We start from the raw sequence: 16722 nt of genomic DNA on the forward strand, positions 1-16722 counted from the left end.
GGCACGGCGCGCGGGCTCAGGTGAGGTGGGCGAAGACGACCAGGTTGTCCGTGTAGTCCTTGGCCTTGCGGTCGTAGTCGCCCGCGCAGGTGATCAGCCGTACCTCGGGCCGGTCGGCGTCGCCGTACACGCGTTCGCTGGGGAAGTCGTCCTTCTCGAAGGTCTCCATGCTGTCGACCACGAAGGACGCCTTGCGTCCGTCGGCGCGCTCGACCTGGAAGACGTCGCCCTCGTCCAGTTGGTCGAGGCGGGCGAAGACGGCGGCGGACGTCTTCGTGTCCACGTGGCCGGCGATGACGGAGGTGCCCTTCTCCCCGGGGGAGGCGCCCTTGGCGTACCAGCCCACGAGGTTGGTGTCGCCGGCCGGCGGGGGCTGGAGCTGCCCCTTGTCGCCGATGGCCAGGTCGGTGAAGGGGGCGTCGACGGAGATCTCCGGGATCAGCAGGCGCACCGGCTTGGACCGCGGCAGGGCGGATGTGGCCGGGCCGGTCGCGGACGGGGCCGCCGACGCGGACGTGCCGGGCCGCGCGGGCATCGGAGGGCGGGAGGAGTCGGCCGACGTGTCGTTGCCGCCGACCAGGCTCACCGCCAGGATCAGCAGGGCCACGGCGCACAGCACCATCAGGCCGGAGCGGGAACCCTGACCGGTCGGCGCCGTCTCGTCGTCGGCGGGGGCGGAAGGGGGGACTGCCATCGAGGACCACCTCACTGGGGCAGGGCGGCAGGGCGGACACGGTGGAGGGAGGAAGCGAGCCGGGCCGCCCCGTGGTTCCTGGGTGGCGGCCCGGCTGCTATCGCGCCCGGCACGGCTTACGCCACTCCGTGAGCCGACTTCTTGCGTCGCACGGCGTACAGACCGGTCGCGGCGACGGCCAGGACGGCAAGACCGCCCGCGGTCGTGGTCGGCGTGTCCAGTCCGCCGCCGCCGGTGTGCATCCCGCCGCGCGGCTTCTCCTGCTCACCGCCGCCCCAGGACTTCTCGCCCTCGTCCTGCTTGTAGGTCTCCGAGCCCTCCTTGGACTCACGGCCGCCGCCGCCGTCCCAGTCGCCCTCGCTCACCGCGGCCAGCGCACCGCCACCGGTGTGCATTCCGCCGCGCGGCTCCTCGTGCTTGCCTCCGTTGTCGTGCTCCTTGCTGTAGGAAGAGTCGTCGTGGTCCCAGTCGCCACCGGCCGCCGCGTAGGCGCCGGGAGCGCCCAGGACGAAGACGGCCGAGGCCGCCGCCGTGGTCAGGAGCATGCGAGCAGAACGCATCTGAGGTTCCTTCCGTCACGACCGGGCAGCTGGTGCTTCGTCAGCTGAAGTGACCCGGCCCCGACGTGAATCACCGTCAGTCAGCCGTCCGTCTCGCACCACTCAAGGCGCTCAGCCGGGTGAACGCCCCGTCCGTCCGGGTGCTGGTGCCGCCTCGCACCGAGCGGCGAACAGGTCCGGACAGCAGGCGAGTTGACCCGTTCCGGACGGGGTGTCACCCGCGGCGGCCAGTCGTCCGCGCCCGCTACTCCTCCGGGTCGGTGTGGGTCGGGTCCTGTACCTCGGCCTGTTGGCGGCGGGAGCCGGGAGCGGCCCGGTCGGGGGTGGCCTCGCTGTGCCCGGTCTGGGGTGGTGGAGGCGGCTCGGTGTCGCCGGGGGCACCGACGCCGGCAGCGGGCAGGCGCAGGGCGAGCAGGGCGACGTCGTCGCCGCGGGGCGCGATGCGCGCGAGCAGTTCGTCGCAGAAGTCGTCGACGCTCCACCCCTCCAGCCGGTGGGCCAGTACGCCGGCGTGGTGGCGGAGCTGGTCCATGCCCACGTCGATCGGGCGGTCGCGGCTCTCCACCAGGCCGTCGGTGTAGAGCAGCAGGATGCTCTCCGGCGGGAGTTCCTCGCGGGTGTCGGGCCAGTTCAGGCCGAGGCGGAGGGTGGCGCTCATGCCGATGAGCGGGCCGTGGCCGCCCTCCAGGAAGCGGGTCTCGCCGTCCCGTGTGATCAGCAGGGGCGGCGGGTGCCCGGCGTTGACCCAGTGGAGCCGCCAGGGGCCGCCCTCGGCGCCTTCGATACGGGCGAAGACGAGGGTGGCCATGGGCGCGTCGCTGGTGTTGGTCACCGCCTCGTCCAGGCGGCGCATGATCACGCTGGGCGGCTCCTGGTGGTCCCAGGCCAGGGCCCGCAGCATGTTGCGGACCTCGGCCATGTGGGCGGCGGCCTGCAGGTCGTGTCCGACCACGTCCCCGATGACCAGGGCCATCACCCCGTCGCCGAGGAGGAAGGCGTCGTACCAGTCGCCGCCGACCTCCATGGCGCTCTCGGCGGGCCAGTAGCGGGCGGTCATCCGGAGGTGGTCGACCTGTGGAAGGGGCGTCAGGAGCTGGCGTTGCATGGTCTCGGCGACGTTCTGCTGCTCGTGGTAGAGCCGGGCGCTGTCCAGGACCAGCCCGACGCGGCGGCCGATGTCGGCCAGCAGGGCGGCCTCGGCCTCGCTGGGGGCGGGGTGCTCACCGGCGCGGGCCACGGTGAGGATTCCGTAGGACCGTTGCCGGGTGCGCAGGGGGACGACGACGGCCGTGTGTCCGCCGAGCCGTTCGAACAGCACCCGGTGGGTCGCGGCGAGCGGGTTTTCCGGGTCCTGGAACAGGTCGTCCGCTCTCAGCGGCACGGGCCGTTCGCCCTTGACGAGCAGGCTCAGAGCGGCGCGGGCCTGGTCCGGCAGCGAGGCCATGGGACCGCGCAGTCGTCTGGCCCGGTCCGGGTGCGTGCTGCTGCGGACGGCCACCCGTTCCAGTACGTCCGACTGCCCCGGGTAGACGTCGACCGCCGCCCACTGGCCCAGTTCCGGTACCAGCAGGCGTACGAGACGGCGGAGCATGGTGGAGGTGCGCTCGGTGGGCACCAGGACCGTGGAGATCTCGGCGACCAGGTGCAGCTGGGCGGTGAGGGCCTCCAGGGCGGCGGTCCGTGCCCCGGTCTCCTCGGCGGCGCTGCGGTGCAGGCTGAAGTCGTGGAAGACGAGCACCAGCCCTTCCCGCCGTCCCTCGCGGACCAGCGGGGTGGCCGCCCAGATGACGGGGACCACGGTGCCGTCGGCCCGCTGGAAGTACTCCTCGCCTCCCTCCTCGGCGGGCATCCCGTGCAGGGGGTTTCGCAGGGCGCACTGCTCGCGCGGCACGGGGCTGCCGTCCGCGTGCCGGTGCAGGAGGTCGTGCGCGTCGTGTCCGAGCATCCCTTGCTCCGACCGTCCCAGCAGCCGCTCGGCCCAGGGGTTCACCGAGGTGATCCGGGCGGTGGGGCCGAGGGTGAGGACGCCGGTGCCCAAGGCGCTGAGAACGGCACGGGCGAACTCGGGCTCCGGCGCTTCGTCCGTCCCGTCGTGCCCTGATTCCTCGCCCTCCCGGTGGCCCGCCCAGCGTGACGTCACGACCCTCACAGCCTTCCGATGGCGTCCATCCCGCCAGGTTCCCCCGGCGGGCGGGGATGAACCGCCCCACAGGGCCGAAGAGGGAGGAATCGGACGTAAAAATCGGCGCCGAAAATCGGTCGCTCCGCCGGCCCGGTCCCCGTACGTTCACGTGATGTCCGAACTCCGAACCGATCGTCTCGTGCTCCGCGACTGGCGGGCGTCCGACCTGGACCCGTGGGCGGCCATGAACGCCGACCCGGTGGTCCGCGAGTACTTCCCCGGGGTGCTGACCCGGGAGCAGAGCGAGGCCTCGGTGGCCCGCTTCCAGGCCGACCTCGACCGGCGGGGCTGGGGCTGGTGGGCGGTGGAGGTCGCCGCCACCGGCGAGTTCATCGGGTTCACGGGGCTCGATCCCGTGGAGGAGGGCATGCCGTTCTCCGGGGTGGAGGCCGGCTGGCGGCTGGCCCGCACGGCCTGGGGCCACGGCTATGCCACCGAGGCCGCGCGGGCCGCGGTGGCCCACGCCTTCGAGGGCCTCGCCCTGGCGGAGGTCCTCGCGGTGACGGCGGCCGGCAATCTGCGCTCGCGGGCGGTGATGAGCCGCCTCGGCATGACCTACGACCCGGCCGACGACTTCGACGACCCGGAGATCCCCGAGGGCCCCCTGCGACGCTCCGTCGTGTACCGGCTCCGGGCACAGGGCGCCGGGGTCCGGCCGCCCGGCGGGCGGTAGCGCGCGCGACGGTCCTCCATGCCGCCGGTCGCGTCGGCCCGGCCGGACGGTCCGGTGCGTCCGAGCCGGTCGGATCGCCGGCAGGGACCACGGCGCCCGGGTACCGCGTGCGGGCCGAGGCGAGTGACTCCGGTCCATGGGCCGGCGGCGGCGCCGGGCGGCTCCACCCCACCGGCTGGGAGCGCCGTGTTGTACGGCCGTGGTCGCCCCGTCGCGGCCGGGTCAGGCCGGGCGGCCGAGGGCGGCCGTGCCGTTCAGGTCGTCGGCGAGACCCACGGCGGCCCTCATGCGTTTGCCGACCGGTTCCCGGTGCACCTCGAAGCTCTGGCAGACGGCCATGACTATCTCCAGCCCGTGCCGGCCGACGCGGCCCGGGTCGGCGGTCGCGGCCACCGGCAGCACCGGTTCGCTGTCCCACACCGTGACCTCCACCCGGTCCTCGGCCAGCTCCAGGTCGACCAGTGAGGGCCCGGGCGCGTATTTGCACGCGTTCGTCAGCAGCTCGCTGACCACCAGTTGCACCAGCTCCACCGCGCGGTCGGACACGGCGAGCCCCTGGGCCGCGCGTGCCCGGGCCAGAAATCTCCTGGCCAGCTCCCGGCCCCGGGCGATGTCGCCGGGGATGCCCTCGTACTCTGCCGAAACCTTGACCGGCCCCACTCTCGGCCGATCCCCATTCTGGGCAGCCCCGTCCATCCGATCCGCCCTCTTCCTGAGCCTTGACCGTTACGCCAGCCCGTCTACCCCCGAATCCGGGAAACATCACCGGCCCGTCCGCGACCTCCCGGCGGCAGCGGCGTCAGGTGTCCGTCGGACGCAGGACCAGGCAGAGGAAGCCCAGTACGTCCCGGTAGACACGCAGCCATCCGTCGCGGTGGGCGGTGGCCGTCTCGAGTGCCTGCGCGCGGTCCGGGTCGGTGGGGTGGTCCAGGGCCCATGCGGCCAGCGTCCCGGTCCAGGACCACTCGTAGTCGTCGAGCTCCTGGCGGGTGCTGAGGTGTCCGCCCACAGGCGTCCAGCCGCCGGCCACGACCCGCTCCAGGGTGGTCGGCAGGTCGTCGAGGTCACCGAGCATCTCGACGGCCTCGGCGGTCGGTTCGCCGTCCCAGAAGCCGTCGCCGACCAGGACGCGGCCCCCGGGCGCCAGATGTGCGCGTGCGGCGGCGAGGGTGGCGGACAGGCCGCCGAAGGCGTGCGTGGATCCGACGCAGAGGACCAGGTCGAAGCGGTGCGGGGCGGTGAAGCCCGCGGCGTCCTGACGGTGCAGGGTCAGGCGGTCCCCGACCCCGAGCCGGGCCGCCGCCTCGCGGGCGCGGTCGAGCGCGCCCGCGGAGAGGTCGACGCCCTCGGCCGCCAGGCGCGGATGCTCGGCGAGGGCGCGCAGGAGCCACTCCCCTCCGCCGCAGCCCAGGTCGAGGACGCGGGCGCCGCCGCCCGGGATGCCGCGGGCCAGGAGGCGGCGTACCGAGTCGTCGTCGAGCGGGGCCGCGATCGGGTGATCGGCATGGGCGAGTCGGGAGATCTGTTGACGGTCCACCGGCGGAGCCTGGCACGAAGGGCCGGACGGCGCACCCGGTTTCCGGGCCGCCCGCGGCACAGAGGTCGCGGGCGCGCCTCCCCGCCCGCCCGACTCGGCGGATTCCGGGGCTGGTCGGCGTTCGTCGTGTGCCCCATCCTGTGACCACGTCGTCGAGCCGGGCGGTCACCGGGGCCGCGCGGCCGGACTTGGGGGTGGCCACGTGGTGCAGGACGGACAGGTCTCCGCGCGCAAGGCCGACCGGGGACGGGCCCGGCCGACGTGCCCGGTCGACCGCGCGGCGGACGGGACCTGGCAGGTGCACGATTTCGCGGTCGCGCGGGCGCTGCTGCGCGGCCCCGGCACCGTGCAGGCGGGTCTCGGCATCGAGACGGTGGAGAAGCTCCCGCCGCGGGTGCGCCGGCCCGTGCTCTACCGGGACGGTCCCGAACACCGGGAACACCGCAGGCAGACCGCCCGCTTCTTCACTCCGCGCCGGGTGGACGAGCACTACCGGGAGCTGATGGTCCGCATCGCGGAGGAGCAGTTGGCGTCGCTGCGCTCGGCCGGCGAGGCCCAGCTCTCCGACCTCGCCTTCAGTCTGGCGATCGGCGTGGTCGGCGAGGTCGTCGGGCTGCGGTACGGCAGGCCCGGGATCCGTCGCAGGCTGGAGCGGTTCTTCCCGGAGGAGTTCGGCGAGCCCGGGCTGACCAGTGTCCGGGGTCTGTACTGGTTCGTGCGGCAGAACACCAACTGGCTCCGCATCCACCTGGCCGACGTCCGCCCCGCCATCCGCGCGCACCGCCGCCGTGCGCACGACGACCTGATCTCCCACCTGATCGCGGAGGGCTGCTCGGACACCGAGATCCTCGGTGAGTGCCTGACGTTCGCCGCGGCCGGCATGGTCACCACACGCGAGTTCATCGGCCTGGCCGCCTGGCACCTGTTCTCGGACGCCGAGCTGCTCGGCCGCTACCGGTCGGCCGAGGAGACCGAGCGCCTCGCCGTCCTCCAGGAGCTGCTGCGGCTGGAACCCGTCATCGGACGGTTGCGCAGACGGGCCACGGAACCCGTGGAACTGCCCTGCCCCGAGGGGCCGGTGACGGTGTGCCCGGGCGAGTACGTCGAGGTCCATCTGGACGACGCCAACACCGACCCGAAGGCCGTGGGCGACGACCCGCTGCTGGTCCGTCCGGACCGCGCCGAGGGGGTCGGTGCGGGACTCTCCTTCGGCGACGGGCCGCACCGGTGCCCCGGGGCGCACATCGCCCTGCTGGAGACCGACGTCTTCCTCAGCCGCCTGTTCGCCCTCGACGGAGTCCGGATGAGCGGGCGGCCGCGCGTCGCCTTCCAGGAGGCGATCGGCGGCTACGAGATCCGTGGGCTGACCGTGGCAGTCCCCCGGACCGGCCGTGGCTGACCGGCCCGGGGGCGCTGGTACGGCGTGAGCCGTGCGGCGTCAGTGGTGCGGCGTCAGCCGCCCAGGGCGCCCAGGACGACGAGCTTGGCCTCGTCCTGCACCTGCCGGAGGTGGGCCTCGCCGAGGAAGGACTCCCCGTAGATCTTGTAGACGTCCTCGGTGCCGGAGGGCCGCGCCGCGAACCAGGCGTTCTCGGTGGTCACCTTGATGCCGCCGATCGGGGCACCGTTGCCGGGTGCCTCGGTGAGGACGGCGGTGACCGGCTCTCCGGCGAGGGTGCCGGCGGTGACCTGGGCCGGGGACAGCTTGGCCAGGCGGGCCTTCTCCTCGCGGGTGGCGGGGGCGTCGACGCGGGCGTAGGCGGGGGTGCCGAAGCGGTCGGTGAGCGCGGCGTAGTGCTCGGAGGGCGTCCTGCCGGTGACGGCGGTGATCTCGGAGGCGAGCAGGGCGAGGATGATGCCGTCCTTGTCCGTGGTCCACACCGATCCGTCCCGGCGCAGGAAGGACGCCCCGGCGGACTCCTCCCCGCCGAAGCCGAGGGAGCCGTCGACCAGTCCGTCGACGAACCACTTGAAGCCCACGGGTACTTCGACCAGTCGGCGGCCGAGATCGGCGGCGACCCGGTCGATCATGCCCGAGGACACCAGCGTCTTGCCCACGCCCGCGCCGGCCGGCCACTCGGTGCGGTGGGCGTACAGGTAGGCGATGGCGGTGGCGAGGTAGTGGTTGGGGTTCATCAGACCGCCGTCGGGGGTGACGATGCCGTGGCGGTCGGCGTCGGCGTCGTTGCCCGTGGCGATGGTGAAGCGGTCGCGCTGCGCGATGAGGGAGGCCATCGCGTGCGGCGAGGAGCAGTCCATGCGGATCTTGCCGTCCCAGTCCAGCGTCATGAACCGCCAGGTCGGGTCGGTGAGCGGGTTGACGACCGTCAGGTCGAGGCGGTGCCGTTCGGCGATCCGGCCCCAGTACGCGACGGAGGCGCCGCCCAGCGGGTCGGCACCGATGCGTACGCCGGCCGAACGGATCGCGTCGAGGTCCAGGACGCTCGGCAGGTCGCGGACGTAGGTGTCGAGGAAGTCGTACCGCCCGGTTCCGGGTGCGGCGAGCGCCTGTGCGTAGGGGACGCGCCGTACGTCCTTGAGTCCGGCCGCGATGATCTCGTTGGCCCGGTCCTGGATCCAGGAGGTGGCGTCGGAGCCGGCGGGGCCGCCGTTCGGCGGGTTGTACTTGAAGCCGCCGTCGGCGGGCGGGTTGTGCGAGGGGGTGACGACCACGCCGTCGGCGAGGCCCGAGGTGCGGCCGCGGTTGTGGGCGAGGATGGCGTGCGAGACGGCCGGGGTGGGGGTGTAGCCGTCCGCGGTGTCGATGAGGACGGTCACGTCGTTGGCGGCGAACACCTCCAGCGCGGTCACCCTCGCGGGCTCGGACAGGGCGTGGGTGTCGGCGCCCAGGAAGAGCGGGCCGTCGGTGCCCTGCCGGGAGCGGTACTCGCAGATGGCCTGGCTGGTGGCGGCGATGTGGTCCTCGTTGAACGCCGCCGCGAGTGACGAACCGCGGTGTCCGGACGTACCGAAGGCCACGCGCTGTGCGGGCTCGGCCGGGTCCGGGTGCAGGGCGTAGTACGCCGTCACCAGCCGGGCTGTGTCGATCAGGTCCTCGGGGCCGGCCGGCTGCCCGGCTCGGTCGTGCTGCATGCGCCCACTCCTCCGCGTCGGTCGGGACTTCGCTCGCGGTCCCATCTTCCCCTGTCCGGGCAGTGGTACCGCGCGTTCCGGCCGAGGTGGCGGTGCCGTGGGCGCCGGTCGCGCGGGCCGACCGGCCGGCCGGATGTCAGATCCGGCCGCCGGTGAGACGGGTGAGGGGACCGTGCGTGTGGCGTCCCGCGCGGCGTCCCACCGCGTACGACGCGGCACTCACGGCGGTGAGGCCCGCGCCCACGCCCGCGGCGACGAGCTTGCGGTGGGCGATGACCGTCCACGCCGTCTTCGCCGTGGCCGCGACCTGGCCGGAGGTGTTGACGACCGCCTGACGGCCCGCCGCGACGCCCTTGGCGGCCGTCTGTACGGCGCCGTTCGCGGCCTCGGCCGAACGCTGGGCGCCGGCCTTGGCCGCCGACGCGGCGTCACCGGCCTTGTCGGCGGCGGCCCGGCTCGCCCGCGAGGCCGGTGCCGTCGCCTTCTCGGCGGCGCCGCGGGCCTTGGACTCGGCGGTCCGGGTGCTGGTGGGCTTCTTGTTCGTGTCCTTGTTCGGATCGCTCATGGACACCGCCTTGCCCCTCACCGCGGTGGCAAACACGAACGGCCCCTCGGGGCGCTCAACGGGATTGGGCCGTCAGGGCCTTGACGCGACGGAGCGTGAGTACGGTCTCCGCGGTGTGCGGTCCTGTCTGCTGCAGGGGTGATCGCACAGATCACCGCGGTGCCGCCGGCAGCCAAGTCGGTCATCGGCGAGGACGTGGACGAGGCTCCCGCGTACTGACCCGCGTGACCGCGTCGCGCCGTCAGCGTCGCAGGCCTGGCAGCTCGCGTGGCTCGACGCGCTCCTCCACCGCCGTGTCGCCCTCGCGCACGACCACGTAGGCGCCCTTGCCCGGGATTTCCGTGACCGCCTCGATCAGTTCGGTGCCGCGGTAGACGAGGCCGACGCCGTCGTCGGTGCAGTGGGCCGTGGGGAGGGTGCCGTCGGCGACGAGGCGGTGGATCAGGGGGCGGCGGCCCGGGTCGACGTCGTAGTGCACGCCGTTGCCGTACGGCAGGAAGCCCAGGGCGTCGGTGATCGGACGCAGTTCGGGGCCGAAGGAGTCGGTCGCGCCGCCCCGGAACCAGCAGAGGGATCCCGCGCTCACGCCGCTGAGCACGACGCCCGCCTCCCAGGCCGTGCGCATGATCCGGTCCAGGCCGTGCACGCGCCACACCGCCAGCAGGTTGGCCACCGAGCCGCCCATGACCCAGACGACGTCCTGGGCGAGGACGGTCTCCTCCACGTCCTCGACGTTGGGCATGGGGAACAGGTGCAGCGGTGTCAGGTCGAACCCGGCGACGCGGGCCGCCTCCGTCATACGGGCGGTGAAGTGCTCGGCGTCCCCTGTGGCGGTGCCCACGTACAGGATGCGGGGACGGCGAGCGTGCGCGCCCGAGAGGTCCACGGCGTGATGGACCAGGGCGTCGAAGGCCACCATGGTCCGGCCGCCCGCCCGGTGTCCGCCGGAGGTGGCGAGGATGGTCGGTTCCGGTGCCGTCATGCGGGTGATTTTAACGACGCCTCGTCGGCGGCTCGGTGACCGGATGTCACTGAGCGGCGGTCGGCGGCAGCTGGGCCGGGCTCACCTGCTCCCCCAGCACCTCCGCCATGAACTGCACCAGCCAGCGCTGCGCCGGACTGCGCGAGGACTCGTGCCGTGCGTACAGGGCGATCTCGATCGGTTCGGTCTCAAACGGCAGCCGCACCAGGCGCAGTCGGTGGGAGGCGGTGAAGACCTCTCCGACGTACTCGGGGACGATGGCGATCAGGTCGGTCTGTTCCAGCAGGTAGGGCAGCATCGAGAAGCGGGTGGCGTCCACGGCCACCCGTTCCAGGAGCCCGTGCGCGGCCAGCACGGCCCGGGGTGCAACGTGCCCGCTCGGTCCGAACACCGTCGCGTGGTGCTCGGCCGCGAGGTCCGGCAGGGTGACCGCGTCGCCCCGTACGCGCGGGTGGTCCGCGGCGACCATGAGGACGTAGCGCTCCCGGAAGAGCGGGATCCGCACGGTCAGGTGCGAGGTGATCACCGGGGTGGCCACGAACGCGTCGAGGTCGCCGCGGCGCAGCTGGCTCTCGGCCTCCTCCACGTCGAACGGGCGGACGGTGAAGGACACCCCCGGCGCACGCTCGCGCGCCGCGGCGAGGAGCCTCGGCAGCAGGGTCGCCTCGCCGAGGTCGGAGAGGGCGATGGTGAAGCGGCCCGACATGGTCGCGGCGTCGAAGGCGTCGCCCTGCCGGACCGTCCCGTCGATCTCCGCCAGCGCGCGCTGGAGCGGCTCGTACAGCCGCCGGGCGCCGGCCGTGGGCGTCAGCCCGCGCCCGTTGCGGCGGAACAGCTCGTCGTCGAAGTGCCGCCGGAGCTTGCCCAGGCTGTAGCTGACGGTGGGCTGCGTGACGTGGAGCGTCTCGGCGGTGGCCGTGACGCTGCCGGTCTCGTAGAGCAGGACGAAGACGCGGGCCAGGTTGAGATCGAAGGTGCCCATATCGACGGACTCTATATCGGGAGGCCGAAACATCTATTGGTGCCCATGTCACGGGGTGCCTAGCGTGTCCCGCATCACTGCGAAAGGAACCGTCCGTGCCATCCGTGCGCCGTGTCTCCCACGCCCTCCTGGAGCGTCAGGGGCTCACCACCGTCTTCGGCAATCCGGGCTCCAACGAGCTGCCCTTCCTCGCCGGGCTGCCCGACGGCTTCCGCTACGTCCTCGGTCTGCACGAGGGCGCCGTGGTCGGCATGGCCGACGGGTACGCCCAGGCGACCGGCCGGCCGGTGCTGGTCAACCTGCACGCCGCCTCCGGTTCGGGCAACGCGATGGGCGCGCTGACCAATGCCGTGGCCTCCCGGACCCCGCTCGTGGTGGTGGCCGGCCAGCAGGTCAGGTCCGCCATCGGTCCGGAGGCCAACCTGGCGAGCGTCGACGCCCCGGCCCTGATGAAGCCGCTGGTCGGCTGGGCGGCGGAGCCGGCGTGCGCCGAGGACGTGCCGCGCGCACTGGCCCAGGCGGTCTTCGAGGCGCGGCTCCAGCGCCGGCCGACGTACCTGTCCGTGCCGTACGACGACTGGTCGGCCGAGGCCGGCGACAACGCCTCGGCGGTGCTCGACCGGCGGGTGCTGCGGGCGTCGGCGCCCGGTGACGAGCAGCGCCGGTGGCTCGTGGAGCAGGTCGCCTCGGCCCGGCGCCCCGCGCTCGTGCTGGGCGGCGACATCGACTCGGCCGGCCGCTTCGACGACGCCGTGCGGCTGGCCGAACGGCTGGGCGGCCCGGTGTGGGCGGCGCCCTCGCTGTTCCGGCTGCCGTTCCCCAACCGGCATCCGCTGTTCCGGGGTGTGCTGCCCGCCGGGATCGCGCCGATCTCCGAGGCCTTCGAGGGCCACGACCTGGTGCTCGTGCTGGGCGCGCCGGTCTTCCGCTACCACGAGCACCTTCCCGGCCGGTACCTGCCCGAGGGCACCCGGCTGATCCAGGTGACCGAGGACGCCTCCGCCGCCGCGCGGGCGCCGATGGGCGAGGCGCTGGTCGCCGATCCGGGTGCCGTCCTCGACGTACTCCTCGAGTCGCTCGACGCGCCGGGGGCGCCCACGGGCGCGTACCGGCCCGCGCCCGCGCCGCTCGCCGCCGAGGGACCGGGGCTCCACCCCGAGCAGGTCTTCGCCGCGCTGCGTGACGAACTGCCGGAGGACACCGCGTACGTCGTCGAGTCGACGTCGACCAACGCGGCGTGGTGGCGCCAGATGGACCTGCGCCGCCAGGGCTCCTACTACTTCCCGGCGGCCGGCGGACTCGGTTTCGGCCTGCCCGGCGCGGTGGGGGTCGCTATGGCGCAGCCCGACCGCCCGGTCGTCGGCGTGATCGGGGACGGCTCGGCCAACTACGGCATCACCGCCCTGTGGACGGCCGCGCAGCACCGGGTCCCGCTGACCGTGGTGCTGCTGCGCAACGGCACGTACGGGGCGCTGCGCTGGTTCGGCGGCCTGCTCGGCGTGCCGGACGCGCCCGGCCTCGACATCCCGGGCCTTGACTTCACCCGCATCGCGGAGGGGTACGGCGTCCGGGCCCAGCACGTCGGCGGGGCCGCGGAGCTGCGCGCCGCGCTCGCCGAACGCCCCGACCACCCCCGGCTGATCCAGGTGGACACGGCGCTCACCACGCCCTCCTGACCCGACCGACCAACCGGGCGCCCGGAGCCGCCGCCGCGCTCGGCAACCGAAGATCCCGACGAGAGGGAAGACGATGACATTCCTGGACAGCGCCGTCTGGGGCGGGAAGTTCCACAGCGACGGCTGGCAGGACTCCCCCACCGAGCAGCCCGTGACCGAGCCCGCCACCGGCGACCGGCTCGGCTCGGTGGGCCTGGCCAGGGCCGAGGACGTGAACCGTGCCGCCGCCCGGGCCGCCGAGGCCCAGCGCGCGTGGGCGGCGACCTCGCCGCAGCAGCGCGCCGCCGTGCTGCGGCGCGCGGGTGAGCTGTTCACCGAGCACGCCGCCGAGATCGAGGACTGGCTGGTGCGCGAGGCCGGCTCGGTGCGGTCCAAGGCGGGCTTCGAGGCGGGCCTGGCGATCGGCGAGTGCTTCGAGTGCGCCGGCCTGCCGACGCACCCCCAGGGCGAGGTGCTCACCTCCGAGGAGGCCCGCTGGTCGCTGGCCAGGCGCCGCCCGGCCGGTGTCGTCAGCGTGATCGCGCCCTTCAACTTCCCGCTCATCCTCGGCCTGCGTTCCGTGGCCCCGGCGCTGGCGCTCGGCAACGCGGTGCTGCTCAAGCCGGACCCGCGCACCGCGGTGAGCGGCGGCGTCGTCATCGCCCGGATCTTCGAGGAGGCCGGGCTCCCGGCCGGTGTCCTGCACCTGCTGCCGGGCGACGGGTCGGTCGGCCGGGCGGTCGTCGAGGCGCCCGAGGTCAGGGTGATCTCGTTCACCGGTTCCACGCCGGTCGGGCGGGCGATCGGCGAGCAGGCCGGGCGGCTGCTGAAGCGGGCGCACCTGGAGCTGGGCGGCAACAACGCGCTGGTCGTGCTGCCCGGCGCGGACGTGGCGAAGGCGGCCTCGGCGGGCGCGTTCGGCTCGTACCTGCACCAGGGACAGATCTGCATGACGACCGGCCGGCACATCGTGCACGAGTCGCTGGTGGAGGAGTACACCGCCGCGCTCGCCGCGAAGGCCGAGTCGCTGCCGGTGGGCGACCCGGCCCGCGAGGACGTGGCGCTCGGTCCGATCATCGACCGCCGGCAGCTGGAGCGGGTGCACGGCATCGTCACCGACAGCGTCGCGGCGGGCGCGAAGATCGCCGCGGGCGGCGAGATCGCCGGCGCCGGTTACCGCGCCACCGTCCTGACCGGCCTGACGACGGACATGCCGGCCTGGCGCGAGGAGATATTCGGCCCCGTCGCCCCGGTCATCGCCTTCTCCACACCCGAGGAGGCCGCACGGATCGTCAACGACTGCGAGTACGGGCTGTCCGTCGGCATCCTCGGGGACGTCGGGGCGGCGATGAAGCTCGCCGACCGGATCGACTCCGGCAAGGTGCACATCAACGAGCAGACCGTGAGCGACGAACCCAACGCCCCCTTCGGCGGGGTCAAGGCCTCGGGCACCGGTTCCCGCTTCGGGGGCGCGGCGGCCAACGTCGAGGCCTTCACCGAGACCCAGTGGCTCACGGTCCGCCCGGACATCGCCGACTACCCGTTCTGACCCCCTCCGGTCCCGCGCACCGATCCTTCCGGCTCCCCGGCCGCCCCGGCCGTTCCGGCTCCGCTCACTCACACCCGTCCCCGGGGGGAGAGTCATCATGGCTTCCACCACCACGTCCGACGCGCCCGCTCAGACCGGCCGCGCCGGCAGCAGCACGTGGACGGTGATCCTGTGCTGGATCACCGTCCTGCTCGAGGGCTACGACCTCGTCGTCCTCGGCGCCATCATCCCCACCCTGCTCAAGACCCACCATCTCGGCATGACCACGAGCGACGCGACCACCATCGCGACGCTCTCGCTCGTGGGCGTCGCCATCGGCGCGGTGTGCGTCGGTCCGCTGGCCGACCGGCTGGGCCGCCGCCGCCTGCTCATCGGCTCCGTCGTGCTCTTCTCACTGCTCACCGTCGTGGTGCCGCTGGCGAACTCCGTGGCGATGTTCGCCGCGCTCCGGCTGCTCGCCGGTCTGGGCCTGGGCGCCTGCATGCCGGTCTCGCTCACGATGATGGCCGAGCACATGCCCGCCGGCCGCCGGGCGCGGGCCAGCACGCTGACGATGACCGGCTACCACACCGGTGCGGTGATCACCTCGCTGCTGGCGCTGCAGGTGACCGACCACTGGGAGATCCTCTTCTACCTGCTCGGCGTCGTCGGCATCGTGATCGCCGTCGTCCAGTGGTTCAAGCTGCCGGAGTCGGAGGCCTTCGAGCGGGCCAGGCGGGACGGGGCGCGGCGGGTGCCGTTCACCGAGCTGCTCAAGCCGGCGTACCTGCGTGCGGGCATCGGCATCTGGGTCGCGTCCTTCATGGGTCTGCTGCTGGTCTACGGCCTCAACACCTGGCTGCCGAAGCTGATGAACGACGCCGGCTACCCCGTGCCGACGGCGGTCACCCAGCTCCTCGTGCTCAACATCGGCGGCGTCGTCGGTCTGGTCCTGGGCGGGTGGGTCGCCGACCGCCGGGGCATCAAGGGCACCACGATGGTCTGGTTCGCGGTCTCGGTGGCGATGCTGGCGTGCCTGAGCATCAAGATGGAGAGCGACCTGCTGCTCAACGTCGTCGTCTTCTTCACCGGCGTGTTCGTCTTCTCGGCCATGGTGCTCGTGTACGCCTACGTGACGAACTTCTACCCGGCGTCCGTGCGGAGCACCGCGCTGGGCTCGGCGTCCGGGATCGGCCGCATCGGCTCGATCGTCGGCCCGTCGATCACCGGCGCCCTGGTCGCCTCGGGGATCGGTCACCCGTGGGGCTTCTACTTCTTCGCCGCGGTGGCGGTCTGCGGCTTCCTGGCCGTACTGACGCTGCCGCGCGGTGCCGGGAGCGAGACGCAGGAGGCGGCCGCGCCCGCCGGGTGACACCCTGACCGCCTCCGACGGACACGAAGAACGGGAGCAGTGGGCTCGGCGGCCCGCTGCTCCCGTCGGTGTCCGGGGTCCGGTGACTCAGTCGTTGTCGACGTTCTGGCCCAGCACCTTGCCGTTGGCCGCGTCGACGTCGACGGTGGTCTTGTTCCAGTTGCCCTTGTCGACCACGTCGACGCCCCAGACGACCTGCTGGTCGTCGTTGTCGCCGAGTTCGACGTGGGTGACGGTGCCCTTGGCCTTGGCGGTGGCCGCCTTGACCGCCTGCTCCGGCGTCTGCTTGGCCTTGTCCAGCCACTCGGACACCTGGGTCTTGTCGTCGGGGTCCTGGTCCGGGTCGACCTGGGTGCGGAAGACCTTGCCGCTCACCGCGTCGATGTCGATACGGTGCAGGGTGCCGTCGGACTGGGCGACCTTGGCCTCCCACTCGGGGGCGCCCTCACTGGGCGCCGGGTTCGGCATGCTGGGGCTTGCCGAGCCGGTCGCCGAGCCGGACGGCGAAGCGGAGGCGGCGGCCTCCGTGCGCTTGAGTTCGAGGTCCACGAGCTTGCCCTCGGGGACCTCCTTGACGGCGGTGTCGGCGGCCTTGTCCCAGGTGACCTTCGTGGCCGTGACGAGGTCCTTGCGCTCGGTCTGGTCCTCGTTCATCGAGGCCGACGGAGAGCCGGAGGGGGACGCGGACGGCGAATCGGTGGCGGACGCGGAGGGGGACTCGGTCTGGGCCGCCTCCGCGACGCTGGAACGTGTGGTATCGGCGTTCGTACAGGCGGTCACCAGCAGAACGGAGGCGCCCAGGGCGCCCATCACGGCCAGTGAACGCAGCGGGGGAAGTCGTCGTGCAGAGCTCATGATGCTGTCCGTAACCGATCCGTCACGCAGACACACCGGCCCGG

Annotated in this window: 15 protein-coding genes; 5 read left to right on the plus strand and 10 right to left on the minus strand. The window is 73.3% G+C overall.

Annotation, left to right across the window (positions count from 1 at the left end; genetic code table 11):
* Positions 1–16: 16 nt before the first annotated feature.
* The 3 genes from ACGH7X_RS02720 to ACGH7X_RS02730 form a co-directional block, all read right to left on the minus strand.
* Positions 17–694: a class F sortase gene (locus ACGH7X_RS02720; RefSeq protein WP_399881183.1), complete on the minus strand. Its 678-nt coding sequence runs from the start codon at positions 692–694 to the stop codon at positions 17–19.
* A gap of 116 nt (positions 695–810) precedes the next feature.
* Positions 811–1254: a hypothetical protein gene (locus ACGH7X_RS02725; protein ID WP_399881185.1), complete on the minus strand. Its 444-nt coding sequence runs from the start codon at positions 1252–1254 to the stop codon at positions 811–813.
* Between the two features lie 244 nt (positions 1255–1498).
* Positions 1499–3394 (minus strand): SpoIIE family protein phosphatase, encoded by a 1896-nt coding sequence (locus ACGH7X_RS02730; protein WP_399881187.1) that lies wholly within the window; start codon positions 3392–3394, stop codon positions 1499–1501.
* 154 nt (positions 3395–3548) lie between these two features.
* Between ACGH7X_RS02730 and ACGH7X_RS02735 the strand changes: the two genes are divergently transcribed.
* Positions 3549–4109 carry a GNAT family N-acetyltransferase gene (locus tag ACGH7X_RS02735; RefSeq protein WP_399881189.1) on the plus strand — a complete coding sequence of 187 codons (561 nt, stop codon included), beginning with the start codon at positions 3549–3551 and terminating at the stop codon, positions 4107–4109.
* A gap of 222 nt (positions 4110–4331) precedes the next feature.
* On the opposite strand, the gene ACGH7X_RS02740 is transcribed toward ACGH7X_RS02735, so the two are convergent.
* Together ACGH7X_RS02740 and ACGH7X_RS02745 are read right to left on the minus strand one after the other, a co-directional pair.
* The gene (locus tag ACGH7X_RS02740) at positions 4332–4805 is read right to left on the minus strand and encodes an ATP-binding protein (protein WP_399881191.1); all 474 of its coding nucleotides are present in this window, start codon (positions 4803–4805) and stop codon (positions 4332–4334) included.
* Positions 4806–4908: 103 nt separating this feature from the next.
* On the minus strand, positions 4909–5646 hold the full coding sequence (locus tag ACGH7X_RS02745; protein ID WP_399881193.1) for an SAM-dependent methyltransferase: 738 nt from the start codon (positions 5644–5646) through the stop codon (positions 4909–4911).
* 202 nt (positions 5647–5848) lie between these two features.
* Here ACGH7X_RS02745 and ACGH7X_RS02750 point away from each other — a divergent pair, with 202 nt between their 5' ends.
* Entirely contained in the window at positions 5849–7045 is a 1197-nt protein-coding gene (locus ACGH7X_RS02750; RefSeq protein WP_399881195.1) for a cytochrome P450, read from the plus strand.
* A 53-nt stretch (positions 7046–7098) separates the two neighbouring features.
* Here ACGH7X_RS02750 and pgm read toward each other — a convergent pair whose 3' ends face one another.
* From pgm to ACGH7X_RS02770, 4 genes are all read right to left on the minus strand, one after another.
* Positions 7099–8739, minus strand: a complete 1641-nt coding sequence (gene pgm, locus ACGH7X_RS02755) for a phosphoglucomutase (alpha-D-glucose-1,6-bisphosphate-dependent) (RefSeq protein ID WP_399881197.1) — start codon at positions 8737–8739, stop codon at positions 7099–7101.
* Between the two features lie 136 nt (positions 8740–8875).
* Entirely contained in the window at positions 8876–9304 is a 429-nt protein-coding gene (locus ACGH7X_RS02760; RefSeq protein ID WP_399881199.1) for a hypothetical protein, read from the minus strand.
* Between the two features lie 241 nt (positions 9305–9545).
* On the minus strand, positions 9546–10286 hold the full coding sequence (locus ACGH7X_RS02765) for a Type 1 glutamine amidotransferase-like domain-containing protein (protein ID WP_399881201.1): 741 nt from the start codon (positions 10284–10286) through the stop codon (positions 9546–9548).
* 46 nt (positions 10287–10332) lie between these two features.
* Positions 10333–11268: a LysR substrate-binding domain-containing protein gene (locus tag ACGH7X_RS02770; protein ID WP_399881203.1), complete on the minus strand. Its 936-nt coding sequence runs from the start codon at positions 11266–11268 to the stop codon at positions 10333–10335.
* Between the two features lie 95 nt (positions 11269–11363).
* Between ACGH7X_RS02770 and mdlC the strand changes: the two genes are divergently transcribed.
* The 3 genes from mdlC (at position 11364) to ACGH7X_RS02785 (ending at position 15823) form a co-directional block, all read left to right on the plus strand.
* On the plus strand, positions 11364–12944 hold the full coding sequence (gene mdlC, locus ACGH7X_RS02775) for a benzoylformate decarboxylase (protein WP_399881205.1): 1581 nt from the start codon (positions 11364–11366) through the stop codon (positions 12942–12944).
* A gap of 73 nt (positions 12945–13017) precedes the next feature.
* Positions 13018–14472, plus strand: coding sequence for a benzaldehyde dehydrogenase (locus ACGH7X_RS02780; protein WP_399881207.1), 1455 nt, complete (start codon positions 13018–13020; stop codon positions 14470–14472).
* 97 nt (positions 14473–14569) lie between these two features.
* Entirely contained in the window at positions 14570–15823 is a 1254-nt protein-coding gene (locus tag ACGH7X_RS02785) for an MFS transporter (RefSeq protein WP_399881209.1), read from the plus strand.
* An 87-nt stretch (positions 15824–15910) separates the two neighbouring features.
* Here ACGH7X_RS02785 and ACGH7X_RS02790 read toward each other — a convergent pair whose 3' ends face one another.
* Complete coding sequence (locus ACGH7X_RS02790; protein ID WP_399881211.1) at positions 15911–16678, minus strand: PepSY domain-containing protein; 768 nt, start codon at positions 16676–16678, stop codon at positions 15911–15913.
* Between the last annotated feature and the right edge of the window lie 44 nt (positions 16679–16722).

The organism is Streptomyces sp. BBFR51 (assembly GCF_044591655.1).
Taxonomy (GTDB): Bacteria; Actinomycetota; Actinomycetes; order Streptomycetales; family Streptomycetaceae; genus Streptomyces.